General features: G+C 65.1%; 16 protein-coding genes. 11 read left to right on the forward strand and 5 right to left on the reverse strand.

Annotation, left to right across the window (positions count from 1 at the left end; translation table 11 throughout):
- Nucleotides 1-11 precede the first annotated feature (11 nt).
- Nucleotides 12-773 carry an IclR family transcriptional regulator gene (locus E3T27_RS10480; RefSeq protein WP_104198222.1) on the reverse strand — a complete coding sequence of 254 codons (762 nt, stop codon included), beginning with the start codon at nt 771-773 and terminating at the stop codon, nt 12-14.
- 192 nt (nt 774-965) lie between these two features.
- Here E3T27_RS10480 and E3T27_RS10485 point away from each other — a divergent pair, with 192 nt between their 5' ends.
- The 7 genes from E3T27_RS10485 (at nt 966) to E3T27_RS10510 (ending at nt 10,090) form a co-directional block, all read left to right on the forward strand.
- Nucleotides 966-1,781 (forward strand): hydroxypyruvate isomerase family protein, encoded by an 816-nt coding sequence (locus E3T27_RS10485; protein ID WP_134572630.1) that lies wholly within the window; start codon nt 966-968, stop codon nt 1,779-1,781.
- 16 nt (nt 1,782-1,797) lie between these two features.
- Nucleotides 1,798-2,697 (forward strand): 2-hydroxy-3-oxopropionate reductase, encoded by a 900-nt coding sequence (locus E3T27_RS10490; RefSeq protein ID WP_134572632.1) that lies wholly within the window; start codon nt 1,798-1,800, stop codon nt 2,695-2,697.
- Between the two features lie 16 nt (nt 2,698-2,713).
- Nucleotides 2,714-4,492, forward strand: coding sequence for a glyoxylate carboligase (gcl, locus tag E3T27_RS10495; protein ID WP_134572634.1), 1,779 nt, complete (start codon nt 2,714-2,716; stop codon nt 4,490-4,492).
- Between the two features lie 50 nt (nt 4,493-4,542).
- Complete coding sequence (locus tag E3T27_RS10500) at nt 4,543-6,717, forward strand: FAD-binding and (Fe-S)-binding domain-containing protein (RefSeq protein WP_420898057.1); 2,175 nt, start codon at nt 4,543-4,545, stop codon at nt 6,715-6,717.
- Entirely contained in the window at nt 6,710-7,477 is a 768-nt protein-coding gene (locus E3T27_RS17360) for a (Fe-S)-binding protein (RefSeq protein WP_420898058.1), read from the forward strand. Before E3T27_RS10500 ends, E3T27_RS17360 begins: the two co-directional genes overlap by 8 nt.
- 51 nt (nt 7,478-7,528) lie before the next feature.
- Nucleotides 7,529-9,283: an L-lactate permease gene (locus E3T27_RS10505; protein ID WP_134572636.1), complete on the forward strand. Its 1,755-nt coding sequence runs from the start codon at nt 7,529-7,531 to the stop codon at nt 9,281-9,283.
- Nucleotides 9,284-9,427: 144 nt separating this feature from the next.
- A complete protein-coding gene (locus E3T27_RS10510) occupies nt 9,428-10,090 on the forward strand; it encodes a DUF7002 family protein (protein ID WP_134572638.1) in 663 nt (220 codons plus the stop codon).
- 9 nt (nt 10,091-10,099) lie between these two features.
- Here E3T27_RS10510 and E3T27_RS10515 read toward each other — a convergent pair whose 3' ends face one another.
- Nucleotides 10,100-10,978, reverse strand: coding sequence for a nuclease-related domain-containing protein (locus E3T27_RS10515; RefSeq protein WP_134572640.1), 879 nt, complete (start codon nt 10,976-10,978; stop codon nt 10,100-10,102).
- A 262-nt stretch (nt 10,979-11,240) separates the two neighbouring features.
- On the opposite strand from E3T27_RS10515, the gene E3T27_RS10520 reads away from it, so the two are divergent.
- Nucleotides 11,241-11,456, forward strand: coding sequence for a hypothetical protein (locus tag E3T27_RS10520; protein WP_134572642.1), 216 nt, complete (start codon nt 11,241-11,243; stop codon nt 11,454-11,456).
- Here the strand turns inward: E3T27_RS10520 and E3T27_RS10525 are convergent.
- Nucleotides 11,453-12,184, reverse strand: coding sequence for a hypothetical protein (locus E3T27_RS10525; protein WP_134572644.1), 732 nt, complete (start codon nt 12,182-12,184; stop codon nt 11,453-11,455). The genes E3T27_RS10520 and E3T27_RS10525 overlap by 4 nt on opposite strands.
- 160 nt (nt 12,185-12,344) lie before the next feature.
- On the opposite strand from E3T27_RS10525, the gene E3T27_RS10530 reads away from it, so the two are divergent.
- Nucleotides 12,345-13,295 carry a GmrSD restriction endonuclease domain-containing protein gene (locus E3T27_RS10530; RefSeq protein WP_134572646.1) on the forward strand — a complete coding sequence of 317 codons (951 nt, stop codon included), beginning with the start codon at nt 12,345-12,347 and terminating at the stop codon, nt 13,293-13,295.
- A gap of 84 nt (nt 13,296-13,379) precedes the next feature.
- On the opposite strand, the gene E3T27_RS10535 is transcribed toward E3T27_RS10530, so the two are convergent.
- On the reverse strand, nt 13,380-14,123 hold the full coding sequence (locus E3T27_RS10535) for a nuclease-related domain-containing protein (protein WP_166786185.1): 744 nt from the start codon (nt 14,121-14,123) through the stop codon (nt 13,380-13,382).
- A gap of 319 nt (nt 14,124-14,442) precedes the next feature.
- On the opposite strand from E3T27_RS10535, the gene E3T27_RS10540 reads away from it, so the two are divergent.
- Both E3T27_RS10540 and E3T27_RS10545 read left to right on the forward strand, forming a co-directional pair.
- Complete coding sequence (locus E3T27_RS10540; RefSeq protein ID WP_134572650.1) at nt 14,443-15,321, forward strand: hypothetical protein; 879 nt, start codon at nt 14,443-14,445, stop codon at nt 15,319-15,321.
- A gap of 174 nt (nt 15,322-15,495) precedes the next feature.
- Nucleotides 15,496-16,080 (forward strand): PepSY domain-containing protein, encoded by a 585-nt coding sequence (locus tag E3T27_RS10545; RefSeq protein ID WP_158251906.1) that lies wholly within the window; start codon nt 15,496-15,498, stop codon nt 16,078-16,080.
- A 60-nt stretch (nt 16,081-16,140) separates the two neighbouring features.
- Here the strand turns inward: E3T27_RS10545 and rraA are convergent, their stop codons facing one another.
- Entirely contained in the window at nt 16,141-16,608 is a 468-nt protein-coding gene (gene rraA / locus E3T27_RS10550) for a ribonuclease E activity regulator RraA (protein WP_104198235.1), read from the reverse strand.
- Nucleotides 16,609-16,648: the final 40 nt, after the last annotated feature.

The raw sequence follows: 16,648 nt of genomic DNA on the forward strand, positions 1-16,648 counted from the left end.
CCCGATGCCACTTAGGCTGCGGGGTTCAGGTCCAGAGAAATGGAGTCCGCAGCGGCGCGCAGAGCGGGAATGGCACGCTGCGCAAACGCATCATCGACCCGCGACACCGGCCCGGACACGCTGATGGCGGTGGGCGTCGGCGCATTCGGAACCCCCATCGCGAAGCAGCGCACACCGAGTTCCTGCTCGCCATCGTCGATGGAGTACCCGCGTTCCCGGATTTGAGCCAGGTCCACCAGTAGATCATCCACCGTTCCGATGCTCATGGTCGTGGGCGTCGGCATGCCTGTCCTGGCCATAATGGCGCGCACGGCGTCATCGCCCAGCTGCGCCAGAATCGCCTTGCCGACCCCGGTGGCGTGAGTGTGCGCGCGTCGGCCGACCTCCGTGAACATGCGCATGGAGTGTTTGGACGGAGCCTGGGCGATGTACAGCGCCATGTCGGCATCGAGAACGGCCATGTTCGCCGTCTCCCCGAGCTGATCGACCAGCGACCGAAGTTGCAGGCCGGCGAGAACGCCAAGCTGCTGGCTTGCTGCCGTTCCGAGGCGAATGAGTCCGGGGCCCAGGACGTACCGCCGATTGGCGAGCTGGCGGATGTACCCCTTGGCCATCAGCGTGCGCAGCAGTCGATGGATGGTGGGCAGCGGCAGGTCGGTAGAGGCCGCGAGCTCACTCAGCATCACCTCTCCACCGGCAGCCGTGATCAGCTCCAGGAGCTCGAAAACCCGTTCTACGGACTGCACACCGCTACCAGCGCCGCGTTCCGCCATCTGCCAGCCTCCAGACCGTGTGTGACAACGGATTTCTGCACTGCGAAAATCGTCGCCGGGTTCTTCAGAGTACACAGCAGTTGACGCGGGGCCGCACCGACCCTATTCTTTTCGTATAACAGAAACTAACTTCCACGATACGAAATCATCTGGAACGAAGTCACTGATTTGTCGACTCGAGCAAGGACGCCCATGCCGTACACCGTAAACTGCTCCATCCTGCTGACCGAGCTGCCGTTGCTCCAGCGCCCGGCCGCCGCCAAGGCCGCCGGCTTCGACGCGGTCGAGTTCTGGTGGCCCTTTGCCGCCGCGGTTCCCACCGAATCGGACATTGCCGACTTTGAGAACGCGATCACGGATGCCGATGTTCGGCTGACCGGTTTGAATTTCGCGGCCGGGGACATGCCGGCCGGAGACCGGGGCCTGGTCTCCTGGCCCGCCCGTTCCCACGAGTTCCGCGACAACCTGGCGGTCGCGGCCGGTATCGGCGGGCGCCTCGGCTGCACGTCCTTCAATGCCCTCTACGGAAACCGCATCGACGGCGTCGCCGCCGAGGAACAAGACGAGCTGGCTGTCGAAAACCTCTCCCTCGCCGCGCGATCCGTCGCCCGGATCGGTGGCACCGTGCTGCTCGAGCCGGTGAGCGGTGCACCGAGGTATCCCCTGCGAACGGCGGCCGACGTGCTGGCCGTCATCGACCGGGTACGCGCCGAGACCGGCGACACGAACATCAAATTGCTCGCCGACTTCTACCACCTCGCCGTCAACGGCGACGACGTCGAAGCCGTGATCATCGAGCACGCCCACGAATTCGGCCACATCCAGATTGCCGATGCACCGGGCCGCGGCGAACCAGGAACGGGCACGTTGCCGATTCAGGAGTGGCTCGCGCACAGTCAGGAGCTCGGCTACCAGGGCGTCATCGGGCTTGAGTACAAGACGGCCGCAGCGAATCCGTTCGCCTGGCTCGAAGCTGTCCAACCGGCCACAAGCATCCACCACCAGTGAGAAAAGGACAACGAAAATGACCAATGTTGCCGTCATCGGCCTGGGAATCATGGGCCTTCCCATGGCGATCAATCTCGTCAAGGCCGGCCATAACGTCATCGGCTTCAACCGCAGTCCGGCACGGATCGATCAATTGGTCGCCGCGGGCGGCCGCGGCGCGGCCAACATCATCGAAGCCGTGCGGGAAGCCGATGTGGTGATCACGATGCTGCCCGACTCGCCCGATGTCGAGGACGTCGTCGGCGGCCCGGACGGCGTCTTCGCCAACACCCCCGCCGACGCCACCTGGATTGACACCAGCACCATCCGTCCCGACGTCACCGTTCGCCTCGCCAATGCCGCACGGGAGGCCGGCCTCAAAGCCGTCGACGCCCCCGTCTCCGGCGGTGAGGCCGGGGCGATCGAGGGCACCCTGTCGATCATGGTCGGTGGGGATGCCGCCGACGTCGAGGCCGTTCGCGGCGTGCTCGACTCGATGGGCAGCACCGTTGTGCACGTCGGTCCGGCCGGGTCCGGCCAGACGGTCAAGGCCGCTAACCAGCTCATCGTCGCGGGTACCATCCAGCTCGTCTCCGAGGCGCTCGTTTTTCTGGAGGCCCACTCGGTTGACACCCAGGCCGCCGTCACGGTTCTCGCCGGCGGCCTGGCCGGTAATCGCATCCTGGACCGCAAGGCCGCCTCGATGCTGGAACGCCGCTTCGAACCGGGTTTCCGGGTCGACCTGCACCACAAGGACCTCGGCATCGTCACCGCCGCCGCCCGCGCCGCCGGTGTCGCCATTCCGCTGGGTGCGGTGGTGGCCCAGCTGATGGGCGCCCTGCGCGCCGAAGGCCACGGTTCGCTCGATCACTCGGCTCTGCTGTTACTGGTCGAGCAGATGTCCGGCCGCTCACACGTCGACCCACCAACTATTTAGCTCCAAGGAGAACCACATGTCTAAAATGCGTGCAGTCGACGTTGCCGTCGCCATCCTCGAGAAAGAGGGAGCTACCCAAACCTTCGGCGTTCCGGGCGCCGCCATCAACCCGTTCTACTCCGCTATGCGCGCCCATGGCGGCATCGACCACATCCTGGCCCGTCACGTCGAGGGCGCTTCGCACATGGCCGAGGGATTCACCCGCACCAAAGCCGGCAACATCGGCGTGTGTATCGGCACCTCCGGACCGGCCGGCACCGACATGATGACCGGGCTCTACTCCGCGTGGGCCGACTCCACGGCCATCCTCTGCATCACCGGCCAGGCGCCGGTGAGCAAGCTGCACAAGGAAGACTTCCAAGGCGTCGACATCGCCTCTATTGCGGCCCCCGTCACCAAAATGGCCGTAACAGTGCTCGAGGCCGGGCAGGTTCCCGGCGTCTTCCAGAAAGCGTTCTACCTGATGCGCTCCGGCCGCCCGGGCCCGGTGCTGATCGACTTGCCCATCGATGTGCAGCTCACGGAAATCGAGTTCGACATCGATACCTATGAGCCACTGGCGGTGGCCAGGCCCGCGGCATCGGTTGCCCAGCTGAAGAAGGCACTCGCGATGCTGCTGCAGGCCAAGCGCCCGGTGATCATCGCCGGTGGCGGCGTGATCAACGCGGATGCCTCAAGGGAGTTGGTGCAGCTCGCCGAGGTGTTGAATATTCCGGTGATTCCCACGCTGATGGGCTGGGGCAGCATTCCGGACGACCACCGGCTCGCGGCCGGCATGGTGGGACTGATGACCTCGCACCGCTATGGCAATGCGACCATGCTCGAATCGGATTTCGTTCTCGGCATCGGCAACCGCTGGGCCAACCGGCACACTGGAGGCCTCGACACGTACACGAAGGGTCGCACGTTCATTCATATCGACATCGAACCCACCCAGATCGGGCGCATCTTCTCCCCCGACTTCGGCATCGTCTCCGATGCCGGGGCTGCCCTTCGCGGTCTGGTTGAACTCGCACGGCACTACCAGGCCGAAGGCGGATTGCCCGATTGGGAGAGCTGGGTCGAGAGCTGCGTGCACCGCAAGAACACGCTGCAGCGCAAGACCCACTTCGACAACCTACCGATGAAGCCGCAGCGCGTGTATGAGGAGATGAATCGGGCATTCGGCACCGAGACCCGATATGTGACCACGATCGGGCTCTCCCAGATTGCCGGGGCACAGTTTCTGAACGTGTTCCACCCGCGGCACTGGATCAATTGCGGCCAGGCCGGTCCCCTCGGCTGGACGCTGCCCGCCGCCCTCGGCGTAGCCGTGGCCGATCCGATGAAAACGGTCGTCGGGCTCAGCGGCGACTACGACTTTCAGTTCATGATCGAAGAACTGGCGGTGGGCGCCCAATTCCACATCCCGTACATCCATATCGTCGTGAACAACTCCTATCTCGGCCTGATCCGGCAGGCGCAGCGCCGGTTCGACATGGATTATCAGGTGTCGCTCGCCTTCGAGAACATCAACTCGCCCGAACTCGAGGGGTACGGCGTCGACCACGTCAAGGTCGCCGAGGGCCTCGGCTGCAAGGCCATCCGGGTGCGCGAAGCCGACGATCTGCAGGCAGCGTTCGCCCAGGCTCGGGAATGGATGGCCGAGTTCCGGGTACCCGTGGTCGTCGAGGTCATCCTCGAGCGGGTCACGAATATCTCCATGGCCGCCGCCGAGATCGACGCCGTGATCGAGTTCGAAGCCCTGGCTGAGACAGCGGCCGATGTACCCACCGCGCTGTCCTTTACGGCCTGACTCGCCCCATTGACTGAGTGCACGTGCAATTCACGAACAAAGGAGTTCTTGTGAGTACAACAACCGTTAGTGCCCAGACCGGCAGTACCGTGTTCGGAGCCCTCCGCACGGCCGTGACCGATCCGGCCCGGGTGAAGACCCGGGCCATCGACCTCTACGCCAATGCCCACGATGCCTCGCACTTCCTGCTGATCCCGCAGGCGGTCGTGGTGGCCACGGACGCTGCGGAGGTCGGCGCGCTCCTGCGCGTTGCTGCCGCACAGGGTGTGCACCTCACGTTCCGGTCGGGAGGCACCAGCCTGAGCGGGCAGGCCATCACCGACGGGGTCCTGGTCGATGTGCGTCGCAACTTCAAAAACATCGAGGTCCTCGACGAGGGCCTGCGGGTGCGGGTGCAGCCGGGCGCCACCGTGCGGGCCGTGAACACCCGGCTGGCCAAGTACGGCCGCAAGTTCGGGCCCGACCCGGCGAGCGAGTCCGCCGCAACCATCGGCGGCGTCGTGGCCAACAATTCCTCCGGAATGGCGTGCGGCACCGTCGACAACACCTACCAGACCCTCGAATCGGTCGTCGTGGTGCTGCCTAGCGGCACCGTCGTCGACACCGGTGCAGCGGATGCCGACGATCAGCTCCACAAGCGGGAGCCGGTTTTATATAACGGCCTGCTCGAACTGGCACGGCGCACCCGGAGCAATCCGGCCTCCGTCGCCACCATTCGGCAGCAGTTCTCGATGAAGAACACCATGGGTTATGGCGTGAACTCTCTTCTGGACTTCGACCGGCCGGTGGACATGCTCGCGCACCTGATTGTGGGCAGCGAGGGCACGCTGGGCTTCGTGGCCGAGACGGTTTTTCGTACCGTACCCAAACTGCCGCACGTGACGACGGCGCTGCTCGTGTTTCCCGGGCTCGAGGCCGCCACAGCCGCGCTGCCGGCCCTTGTGGCGACCGGCGCGGCCACCCTGGAACTGATGGACGCGTTATCGCTGACTGTGGGGCAGCAGATGCCCGGTGCCCCGGCCATCGTGCTCGACCTCGTTGTTCAGGAGCATGCCGCCCTCCTCGTGGAATACCTCGCCGAGTCGTCCGAGAAACTGGCGCAGCTGCTCGAGACCGGCATGCAGACCGTCAACATGCTGGATCTCACCCTGCCGGCCGATTTCACGACCGATGCGGGCATTCGCGGCCAACTGTGGTACCTGCGCAAGGGGATCATCCCAGCCGTGGGCGGCACCCGGCCGCAGGGCACGAGCGCCCTGCTCGAAGACATCGTGGTCCCCGTGCCGGCGCTCGCCCGCACCTGCATGGAGCTCATGCGACTATTTGCCAAGTACGAATACGAGAACTCGATGATTTTCGGTCATGCCAAAGACGGCAACGTACACTTCATGCTCACCGACGATTTCGGCAGCCCGACCGGGCTGGAACGGTTCAGCCGGTTCACCGAAGACCTGGTCGACCTCGTACTCGGCGAGGGTGGTTCGCTCAAAGCCGAGCACGGCACCGGGCGCGTCATGGCACCCTACGTGCAACGCCAATACGGCGACGAGCTCTATGACGTCATGCGGCGCATCAAGGTATTGTTCGACCCGGCCGGCCTGCTCAACCCGGGTGTGCTCATCAATGACGACCCGAACGCGCACCTCAAAGATCTCAAGGCCATCCCAGCCGTGGCAAGCGAAGTAGACCGCTGCACCGAGTGTGGCTGGTGCGAACCGGTCTGCCCGAGCCGTAATGTGACGCTCACCCCCCGGCAACGCATCGTGTCGCTGCGTGCAATCGAACAGGCCCGGCTCGATGGCAATCTCGCCCTCGTGGCCGAGCTGGAGAAAGACTACGAGTACGACGCCGTACAGACCTGCGCCGCCGACGGCATGTGCCAGACAGCCTGCCCGGTGACGATCAACACCGGCGACCTCATGAAACGCCTGCGCCGAGATGACGCCAACCCGGTCGAGAAGGCCATCTGGAATGTTGCCGCGAAGAACTGGGGCGCCGTGACCCGGGTTGCCGGCGTGGCCTTGAGTGTGGTTCGCACGGTACCCGTCGACGTCATCCTCGTACCCAACAAGCTGGCCCGCGCCGTGCTCGGCACAGACGCCGTGCCCCTCTATTCCCCCGAACTGCCCGGTGGCGGCGCCAGCCGCAAACATCGGGCGGTGACGACTGCGCCCAAAGCACGCCCGTCCATCACAGTCGAAGAAAGCGAAACCAGACATGCGTAATCCACCGTCGGAAACCACCCGGCAGCGTACCCTGCCAACACATGCGCCGCAGGCTGTCTATTTTCCCGCTTGCGTGCAAACAATGTTCGGTCCGGCCACCACGGGAACTTGCGGCGTGCAGGTCGGCTTCGAGCAGTTGTGCGAACGCGCCGGCATCACCCTTCTCGTTCCGGCCGGAATCGACGCGCTGTGCTGCGGCACACCATGGTCGTCCAAGGGCATGGCCGACGGGCTCGCCACGATGAGCCAAAAAACCCTTGCCGTACTGCGCGCCGCCACCGGCGAGGGCGTCCTGCCCATCATCTGTGATGCCTCCTCCTGCACCGAGGGCCTTCGCCACATCATCGAGGGCGATACCAGCGAGCGGCCCCTGACCGTCATCGACGCGGTGGAGTTCGCAGCCACCCACATCCTGCCGAGCCTGCCGGGGTATCAAAAAATCGAGTCTCTCGCGCTGCACCCCACCTGCTCCTCGACCCGAATGGGCATCAACCCGGCCCTCGACACCATCGCCGACGCCATCGCCGAACGCGTCGAGATCCCTGAGAACTGGGGGTGTTGCGCGTTCGCCGGCGACCGAGGAATGCTCCATCCTGAACTCACCGCATCTGCCACCCGCGCTCAGGCCGCGGACGTCGTCGCCATGGGCGCCACCGCCCACGCCTCCTGCAACCGCACCTGCGAACTCGGAATGACGCGTGCCACCGGCAAACCGTATCGTCACGTACTCGAAATCCTGGAGGAGGTGACGCGACCCTAGTGAGCTGAAGCTCCAACACGCACCACCACTTGAAAACAAAGGAGTTTTTCTGTGAAATTAGTCGATGCACCATTTCAGCAAATCATTGATCCGATCGCTGGATCCCTGGTCTTTTCGGCCATCTGCGCGGCCCTGCCCCTCATTCTTCTCTTCGTGCTGCTCGGCGTTTTCAAGGTCAAGGCGCACAAGGCCGCCCTGGCCAGCCTGCTGCTGTCCGTTATGCTCGCCCTGGTCGGCTGGCAGATGCCCCTCGGCCAGACACTCAGCGCCGTCGGAGCAGGAGCCGTCTACGGAATGATCCCGATCCTGTGGATCCTGATCAACGCCCTGTGGATCTTCAAGCTGACCGTCGCGACCCCGTGGTTCGAGGTACTCGGACGCACCATCCGTTCCATCAGCGATGACATGCGGATTCTGTCGATCCTGATCGCCTTCTGCTTCGGCGCCCTGCTCGAGGCACTGGCTGGTTTCGGGGCACCGGTGGCCATCACCGCGGCCATGCTCCTGGCCGCCGGCATGAAACCGCTCAAATCGGCGATGGTGGCCCTCCTTGCAAACACTGCCCCGGTGGCTTTTGGATCGGTGGCGGCACCGATCATCGCCCTCAGCGGCGTCACTGGGCTCCCCATTCATGACCTCGCGTCGATGATCGGTCGGCAAACCCCGTTCATGGCCCTGCTGGTACCGCTCGTGTTGGTCTTCATCGTCGACGGCAAGCGCGGCGTGAAACAGACCTGGCCGGTGGCGGTAGTCGCCGGCGTTGTCTTCGCGGTGGCACAGTTTTTCGCCTCCAACTTTCTCGCCGTCGAACTTGTCGACGTGATTGCCGCCCTCGCAACCATCGCCGCCGTGCTGGCCATGTTGCGGTTCTGGCAGCCGCGCGAAACCATCGGATTGTCAGCGACAGCCACCAATTCACCCTTGGATGACTTGCGGGTGCGCACCGGCGCCGCCCACAGCGGCGGTGCGCTGGCGGCTCGGGCCGGGGCGTCCGCTGCCGCTTCCTCCTTCGCTGTGGCAACGTCATCGATCGACGCGGCGCCGGTGAAAACGATGCGGCCCGCCGCCCGACAGGTCTGGACGGCCATCGCTCCCTACCTGATCATCATCGCGATCTTCTCGATTGCCCAAGTGCCGGTAGTCAAGGCCTGGCTGACCGCTTTCGGCAGCGTGACGTTCCGGTGGCCGGGGCTGGATGTGATCGACCCGGCCGGCAATCCGGTTGTCGCTCAGCTCTTCAAACTGGACCATCTCAAAGCAGCGGGCACATCCGTGCTGATCTCCGGTGCGGTCTTGATGGCCCTGTACAAGATCACGCCCCGCCAGGGACTGCGGATTTACCGGGAAACGCTGATGCAGCTGCGTTGGACCATCGTCACCGTCACCGCCGTACTCGCCCTGTCATTCGTGATGAATTTGTCCGGACAGGCCAGCACGCTGGGCGTCGCCCTCGCCTCCACGGGCGGTTTCTTCGCCCTGCTCTCCCCGCTGCTGGGGTGGATCGGTGTGGCGTTGACGGGATCCGACACCTCGTCCAACTCCCTGTTCGGGCAGTTGCAGGTCTCCGCCGCCAACTCGGCTGGCCTCTCGCCGGTCTTGATGGCTGCCGCGAATTCCTCAGCCGGAGTGCTGGGCAAGATGCTCTCGCTGCAAAATCTTGCAGTGGCCGCGGCCGCCGTGGGGCTCGCCGGGGCGGAGAGCACGCTCCTCCGCAAGCTGATCGGTTGGAGTCTGGGCCTCCTCGTGCTGATGACCCTCTTGATCTGGCTCCAATCCACCCCCGTGCTCAGCTGGATGGTGCCCTGACGGCGGCGCTCACGACGCTCGACCTGCCCCGGCTGCCCCGGCTGCCTGCGCCGAATGCGCCGACTGTGCCGACGGTGCCGACGGTGCCGACTGCGAACTTTCGGGCTGGCTCGGGGCCGCTCCGGCGACGAGTACGCTCGAAATGTGTTGTCTCGCGATCTGATTCGGCTGTACCCCGAGCTCTACCACGTGGCCGCCGATGGAAGCTGGCCCGCCATCTGGCGGCACGGGCTGCTTAGTCCAGCCGCGCTCGTCACCCGATGGGGCGTCAAGCAGGGTGCCCCTCAGGCTGCCATTCTGGGCAAGCGCCGAGGCGAGTCGCGCGTGCTGGAGCATGCCCAATTCGGCACCGCGGTCATCCGTCACCAGAAGGCCATCCATGAGCCGTCGCTCGAAGACGCCCTCGAAGACATGACATTGGCCGAATGGTACGCGGCGCTGAACGACCGCGTCTTCTTTCACCTGCAGCCACGGCTGCTGCGCGACCTGCTGAATGCCCGCTCCTATCGCGACGATGCCCACACGGTGATCACCGTGAACACCAGGAGCCTGGTCGCTGCCCACGAAGACGAGATCGAGCTGAGCGCGATCAACTCCGGCTTCGCGCAGCGGCACAACAAGGAGCCGCGCGGGCGGGGCACCTTCGAATCGATCGAAGACTACCGGCACCCGGCCCGTTCTCACGCGGTGACCAAGGGACAGGACATCGCCGAACTCGCCATCGCGCGCGGGGTGCGCGACCTGCGCGACCACGTCGTACGCGTCGAGCGGATGCGCGAGGGCACGGTTCTCGAGCGCCTCACCTGACCGATTGGCTCAGCGTACGGCGAGGTACTCCACGGCAGCGACAATGAGGGGCGATGTGAAGGCGGCAAGCAACGTCGCGGCCGCCGCGGCGGCGAGCACCGTGAACGTGGTACGCCGCGTTCGGGCGGCCGCGACCTGCTGTTCGAGTGCGGTGAACCGGGCGTGCAGGTGCGCTGGCGCAAGCCGCTGGGGAGCTGCTCGCCAGGTCGCGGGGTCGTCGATGAGCGCGGTGACCGCGGCCTGCTGTTCCGGGGTGAGCGTTCGCGGGCGCGCCACGAGCCACCGGCGCAGTCTCGGCGAATCGATGACTGTGACGGCATTGGGTTTGCGGTCAAGCAGAATTTTGTGCGGGTTGACCAGCACGATCATGGGTTCAACAACGCTCGCTGCCGGCATCACCGCCGCCAACAACGCGGTGATCTGGGCCGATTCAAACCGAGCATCACGCAGGTACGGCATGGCGTGGTTGCCGATGGGAATCGAGCGCGGCGACCCCGTCAGGTCGCGGTCCCAGTGAGTTTTCGCGTTGATCGAGAAGACCCCTCCCGGACCCACGACGAGGTGGTCGACCCAGAACGCCGTACTGCGAATGGGCAGGGAATGATAAACACTGTAGTCATCGGGCAGCCGTGTGAGAATGTCGCCGACAATCATCTCGGCCTGCGCAGCGCGGAGCCAGCCCAGTCCATTCGCATCGAGCGGCGCGACACCCAGGGTGCGTGCGAACCAGGACTGCGGCGGCCGATCTTCGTGCTGGCGCAGCAGTTCCTCGACAACGGATTGACCGGCGAACCGACCCGGGGCGATGGACACCGGGGGCATGCTGCGCGCCACAGAGACTGCCGGCTCGTGATCATGAGCCTGCATTCCAGCACCAAGAGTTGTCATAGCCACGTTCACTTGCCTCACCACGGGTTCGAACCCCGTATCATCGTGCCACCGACACCTGCCGATTCCGTCCTAACAATCGGCTGCGCCACAGCTTTAGTTAGCAAATCGTAAGTAATACTCATTCACGCTCCGAGGCGACCCCCGAGGCTGGTGCAAAGCATTTGCTGTCAATATAAGGTGGCGCCCCCTGCCGGGGCCTCCCCCACTAAGTAGGGCAACGTCGGCTAGCCTGAAATCACCCCACCGATTGGATTCACTCGTGAAACACCTGACTTTCACTGTTTGCGCGATCGCGGGACTCGCCTTCAGCGGCCTGGCCGTGCTTCTGCTGCTGGCCAACCTGCTCTCGAGTAACCAGTTCGTCGACGTGATCCTACCGGCCGCCGTGGTCTCGCTCGTCGTCGGTGGCGCGTTCTCGGTGCGCGCGCGACTGCTGTCGGCCAAGGGTCACGGCCCGACGAAGCGCGTGCGCTAGACCCCCACGCTACCGGGCTGGGGCAGGATCGTCGGACGAATACCCCAGGTCAGCGGGTTGTCGATCACGGCGGCGAGTTCCATTCGTTCGATCGGGCGTAGCACCTGTGGGCGTGCGACCAGCCAGTCGCCGAGCGCTGCAGCACCGAGCACCGGCACCGATGGTGTCCGGCCAGAGGCCATTTTGGTCGGCCCCGCCGTGCCCAAACCCGACTTGACCCAACCCGAACGGCCGGTGATCCATAGCGCGCGGGTGCCCAGCAGCACGAGTGCGGGCTGCACCGCGGTGCGCAGCGGCAGTCGACCGCGCAGGAGCACCGTGAGGCGGTTGGCGCCGGCTGTGGCCACCGTGAGATCCGGCGCGCGCTGCCCGGCAACGAGCACAGTCTGTCGGTGCACCCAGGCGATCTGGCCGTCGAACAGTCGTGCATGCAGGGCAAGAACCCCGCCGGGGCCCACCAGCAGGCGCATCACGCCCGCGCCATCACCGCCGAACCTGGGCAACGTGAATGCGGCCCAGTTTTCGGGAAGCGCCGCGAGCAGCGTGTCGATGGCCGATTCACTGCGAGCTCCGGCCAACGCCAGGTCGATCGGCGTGACCGCAGGGCGGGGCGCATAGCCGGGGAGCCAGGCTGGCCCTACCAATGATCGTGGCGTTGCGGTGCGATTCGATTCGAGTGGTTCCGGGGGCGTCGAAGCACGCCGCCACGTGGAGAGTATATGAATCATCAGTGCTCCTCGCCGGGTTCTATATCTTGCCAGTGCCACCCCTGTCGCAAGACCCCCAGAATGGGGGACGTTTTTCGAAACGGATCTTGCCCCGTTGCGAGGCGCCCGCGCCACACCACGTATATTCGGAGGGTCGTGCCGTGCGGCCAGAAGGAGCATCATGACCGTTCGACGCTCGACCCGATCATTTCTGGTGATGGGGTTGGTCGTGGGTGTGCTCGGGGCGATCCTGGTGGGAACCGCGGTGGCGGGATCATCCGTCTCGTCGAACCTGGCCGTCCCGACAACCAGCGCGCTGCCAACAGCGACAGCCGAACCCGCACTGACGCCCGATTCGACCGCCGAAGCGACGGCCACGACCGACACCGCGGCCCTTTCCGTGCTGGAGACCCTGCCGGTGAAGGGGCGCGCGCCCCAGACCGGCTACGACCGCGAGGAAAGTTTCGGATCGGCCTGGCAAGACGTGGACCAGAACGGATGCGACACCCGCAACGACATCCTGGCCCGCGACCTGAGCGCCCTCGTGGTTGAGGGCGGCTGCGAGGTGCAGGGCGGCACCCTGCTCGGACCGTACACCGGCCTGACCATCACCTTCGTGCGCGGGCGGGCGACCTCGTCGCTCGTGCAGATCGACCACCTCGTGGCACTGTCCAATGCCTGGCAGACCGGAGCGCAGCAGCTGTCGCAGGAACAGCGGGTGGCGCTCGCCAATGATCCCCTCAATCTGCTCGCCGTTGACGGCGTGACCAATTCACGCAAGGGTGACGGCGACACGGCCACCTGGTTGCCGCCGCTGAAAACCTTCCGTTGCGCCTACGTAGCACGGCAGGTTTCGGTGAAGGCGACCTATGCGCTGTGGGTGACCGCCGCCGAACACGATGCGATGACGCGCATCCTGTCCAACTGCCCCAACGAACTCGCGACGACGACGACCCCGACGACGGACGCCGTCGTCGCGCCTACGTCGGCGCCGGTCGCCGAGACTCCGCGCGACGTCTATTTTCACAACTGCACCGCGGCCCGTGAGTCCGGTGCAGCCCCGGTTCACGTCGGTGACCCCGGCTACGGCGGCCATCTCGATCGCGACGGCGACGGCGCCGGCTGCGAATAGTCCCGCGCAGAAGCCGCTTTGCGCCGTGCGCTCGCATAGTGTCGCGCCACTTCTGCAGGGCTCGACCCTTTGGTTCCGGCGCGGCTACCGAGCGCTGGCAATCTGCGGAAGCAGCAGCAGCACATGCAGGGCACCGAGTGTGCTGAGAACTATTCCGAGTGTCATCCATCGCAGGCGGGTGTATCGCGCGTGGGCCACTTCTGCCTCGAGCTCGCTAAAGCGCTGCAGAATCTCAGCCGGCTTCAGTGCAGTGAGCGCCTGCCAGAGCGCGGGGTTCTCGACGAATCGGGTAATTTCCAACCGGTCGAGGGGGGCTAGTACGGAGGGGAGCCCCTGCAACCAGGTACACAGGTCGGTGGCCTCGATGATTTTTACCCGCGACGGCTGCGTCTGCACGGTCACACGTTTGGTATCGACGAGTACGACGACACCCCGTACCGACACTGTGCTCGGCATCCGCTTGGAAAGCAGGGTGGTGAGACTGACCGCCTCGAATTCGGCCTCCCTTATATACGGAATCTTTCGGGCGCCGACGAGTACGCTGCGTCCGGCGACCAGTACAGATTTGCGCGCCTGACGGTCAGAATGGAGGGCGAATACGCCGCCGGGTCCGATCACGAGGTGGTCGACGTCGGCGCCGCTGTCGCCCACCGGCAGGGAATGGAAGACGATCCATCCCCGAGGCAGCTCGGCCAGCGCGAGCCCCACGGCGATTTCCGCCCGGGCGGCGTCGAGGCAACGCACGCTGTCGGCGCCGAGCGGCGACCGACCGACCAGGCGCTCCAGCTTCCGGCGGGGGGCAACCAGCCGTTGCTCGAGGAGGAGCACTTCTATGATCGACTGCGCGGGGCACCGCAGTCGCATTATGGGCGCATCGATTGTCACGGTTCTCCTGTTCGGTGCTTGAATATAACCGCCCGGCAGCCAGTTGGAGCAGCCCCCGATCGGGCGGTGCGCGCACCAGGTGCCTGAATTACCGCGTTCCGAGAACTTCGTACACCCCAGTACGGGGGGAGGCATCGGCCCGGATAGCCTGCCACCCCACGGTTTGTGCCACGATGACAGGGCCCGGTTGTTCGACAGCAACCCCACGGCACGACCAGCAAGGCATGTTGCCTCCAGTCGTAAAAATGTCCAGGGGAAGTCCATGATCGACAATGATCTGTCGCGCGCTGTCACAAACACGCAGGCCGCAGCGACGGCCGCCGTGGTCGCGTTCAATGCGAGCACGTCACCGGAGCTACCGGAGGGCCAGCAAACCTCCTTCACGACGAACGCCCGGGCGACCGCCGCTGCTTCGGCGACGTCCTACGCCACCCAGCAAGGAGTCAGCGAGCAGCGTCACATCAACTATCGGTTGTGGGTGCAGTCGCTCGATGGTCAGAAATACTGTGATTGGGCTCCCCGAGCAGCCCTGCTGAGCCAGGCGATCGCCGCTCGCGATGAAGCCATCACCGCCGCCTGGCGGTTCGATGCCAGCCAGGTCATCTCGTCGGCACAGCGCGAAGCCTTCACCACGAGTCAGCTGGGCACGACCGCGTCTCGATCACAACGCTCGCGATCCATTCGTCGAGGTGGTGTCGCTCTTATGCTGCTGTCCCCGGTGGTCTGGGTCTTCGCCTACTTCTTTGTCCTGGTCACCGGCGGTCAAGTCAGCATGCAGGCGATCCTTCCCATCGCCTGGCTGCTGCTTGGCACCGGAGTGGTCTTCGCCGGAGTGCGCATGGCTCGCCCGCTGCCCCTGGACGACGCAGGCGCAACCGCGGCATCCGTTACGCGGGTAGCCCTGCTCGGTTTTGATCCGCTCAGCCAGCCGGCCCGACTTCCGCGGACGTGGACCGAGGATCCCAAGGTGGGTGAGCGCCTCGACCGATTCATGCGCGATGCCTACACGAATTTTCCGACGCCGGGCGAGCTTCCGGCCCTGCGCATCCCGGACGTACGATCGGGGCGCACCGAGGCGTCTATTCAGGTGCGGGCCGTGCTCGAACAGTTCGCCGCAACGGATGCGTTGAACCGCCTCTGACCGGCCGACCGCGCTGGCAGGTCAACGGCGCTTGCATGATCTTCCCGGGAATCGACTGGGGCTTGCGCCGGCATAAAAGGGGCGTACATTTCTTCGCTTATGCTGAACCAAGCAACTTGGGCACGGCCGTTCGGTCTCCGGCTTCTGGGGGCACCGACGTTAGGCACTTGCACCATGAATAAGAAGAATATTCTCATCGCTGCCGCCGCAGGCGTAGTTCTACTACTCGCCGGCGCCGGCACTGCCCTGGCCGTGAGCGGCAACGACAATGACGGCCCGCTCACCGGCGAGACCCTCGACCGCGCGAGCAATGCAGCCATGGCCGGGGTCGGCCCCGGCACCGTGACCAAGGCCGAACGCAATGATGACGGCGGAAGCGCCTATGACCTTGAGTTGCGCCTCGACGACGGCAGGACCGTCGACGTTGAGCTCAACGATGCATTCGATGTGGTGTGGGTTGGCGATTTCGACACTGACGACTCCGACAGTTCAAGCACCAGCAGCAGCTCATCCACGCCCGACGCCACCCCTAGCGCCGAAGCCGACACGAGTGCCATCGACCAGGCGGCGAGCGAGCGAGCCAGCGCTGAGGCCGCCGCTCTCGCTGCGATCGGCAGCGGCCGGGTGACCGACTTCGACCGGGACGACGACTGGAACCACCTCTACGAGGTTGAGGTCACCGTCGATGATGGCACCGACCGGGACGTCGACCTCGACGCCAACTTCGTCGTCGTCAGCATCGACGACGTGCAGCAGTAAGACCCGTTTTCGCGTGTGGCGCTGAGCGAATTCGCTCAGCGCCACACGCGTTCGACGTCGTTAGCGCTCGACCAGGATGCCGTCTTCGTCGCAGTAGACGGTGCGTCCGGGCGTGAAGACGACGCCAGCGATCTCGACGACAGCATCCGCTACACCGGCCCCGGTCTTGGAACTCTTACGCGGGTTACTGCCGAGGGCTTTCACCCCAAGGTCGAGGGCTCCAATAGCGATACGGTCACGCACGGCACCGTTGATGATCGCGCCGGACCAGCCGTTCGCCACGGCGAGGTCGGCGATCATGTCGCCCATGAGCGCCGTGTTGAGTGAGCCGCCGCCATCGATGACGAGCACCGCCCCATTACCCGGCGTGGACAGGATCGACTTGAGCAGCGCGTTGTCTTCGAAACAGGTGACGGTGCGGATGGGGCCGCTGAACCGGGCTCGTCCGCCGATCGTCTGAAACTGCAGGGGTACGGATTGCAGCTCGTCGCCACGCTCATCATACAAATCGGCGGTCAAAACGGTCATTGTTCCTCCAGGGTCTCGGTGCTTCCAGAGTAGGGCCGGC

The sequence above is a fragment of the Cryobacterium lyxosi genome (assembly GCF_004403345.1).
Taxonomy (GTDB): domain Bacteria; phylum Actinomycetota; class Actinomycetes; order Actinomycetales; family Microbacteriaceae; genus Cryobacterium; species Cryobacterium lyxosi.

Bases quoted from the DNA above. Each gene is read 5' to 3' on its own strand.
- E3T27_RS10480 (WP_104198222.1), bottom strand. From the start codon at position 773: ATGGCGGAACGCGGCGCTGGTAGCGGTGTGCAGTCCGTAGAACGGGTT.
- E3T27_RS10485 (WP_134572630.1), top strand. From the start codon at position 966: ATGCCGTACACCGTAAACTGCTCCATCCTGCTGACCGAGCTGCCGTTG.
- E3T27_RS10490 (WP_134572632.1), top strand. From the start codon at position 1,798: ATGACCAATGTTGCCGTCATCGGCCTGGGAATCATGGGCCTTCCCATG.
- gcl (WP_134572634.1), top strand. From the start codon at position 2,714: ATGTCTAAAATGCGTGCAGTCGACGTTGCCGTCGCCATCCTCGAGAAA.
- E3T27_RS17360 (WP_420898058.1), top strand. From the start codon at position 6,710: ATGCGTAATCCACCGTCGGAAACCACCCGGCAGCGTACCCTGCCAACA.
- E3T27_RS10515 (WP_134572640.1), bottom strand. From the start codon at position 10,978: ATGACAACTCTTGGTGCTGGAATGCAGGCTCATGATCACGAGCCGGCA.
- E3T27_RS10525 (WP_134572644.1), bottom strand. From the start codon at position 12,184: ATGATTCATATACTCTCCACGTGGCGGCGTGCTTCGACGCCCCCGGAA.
- E3T27_RS10530 (WP_134572646.1), top strand. From the start codon at position 12,345: ATGACCGTTCGACGCTCGACCCGATCATTTCTGGTGATGGGGTTGGTC.
- E3T27_RS10540 (WP_134572650.1), top strand. From the start codon at position 14,443: ATGATCGACAATGATCTGTCGCGCGCTGTCACAAACACGCAGGCCGCA.
- E3T27_RS10545 (WP_158251906.1), top strand. From the start codon at position 15,496: ATGAATAAGAAGAATATTCTCATCGCTGCCGCCGCAGGCGTAGTTCTA.
- rraA (WP_104198235.1), bottom strand. From the start codon at position 16,608: ATGACCGTTTTGACCGCCGATTTGTATGATGAGCGTGGCGACGAGCTG.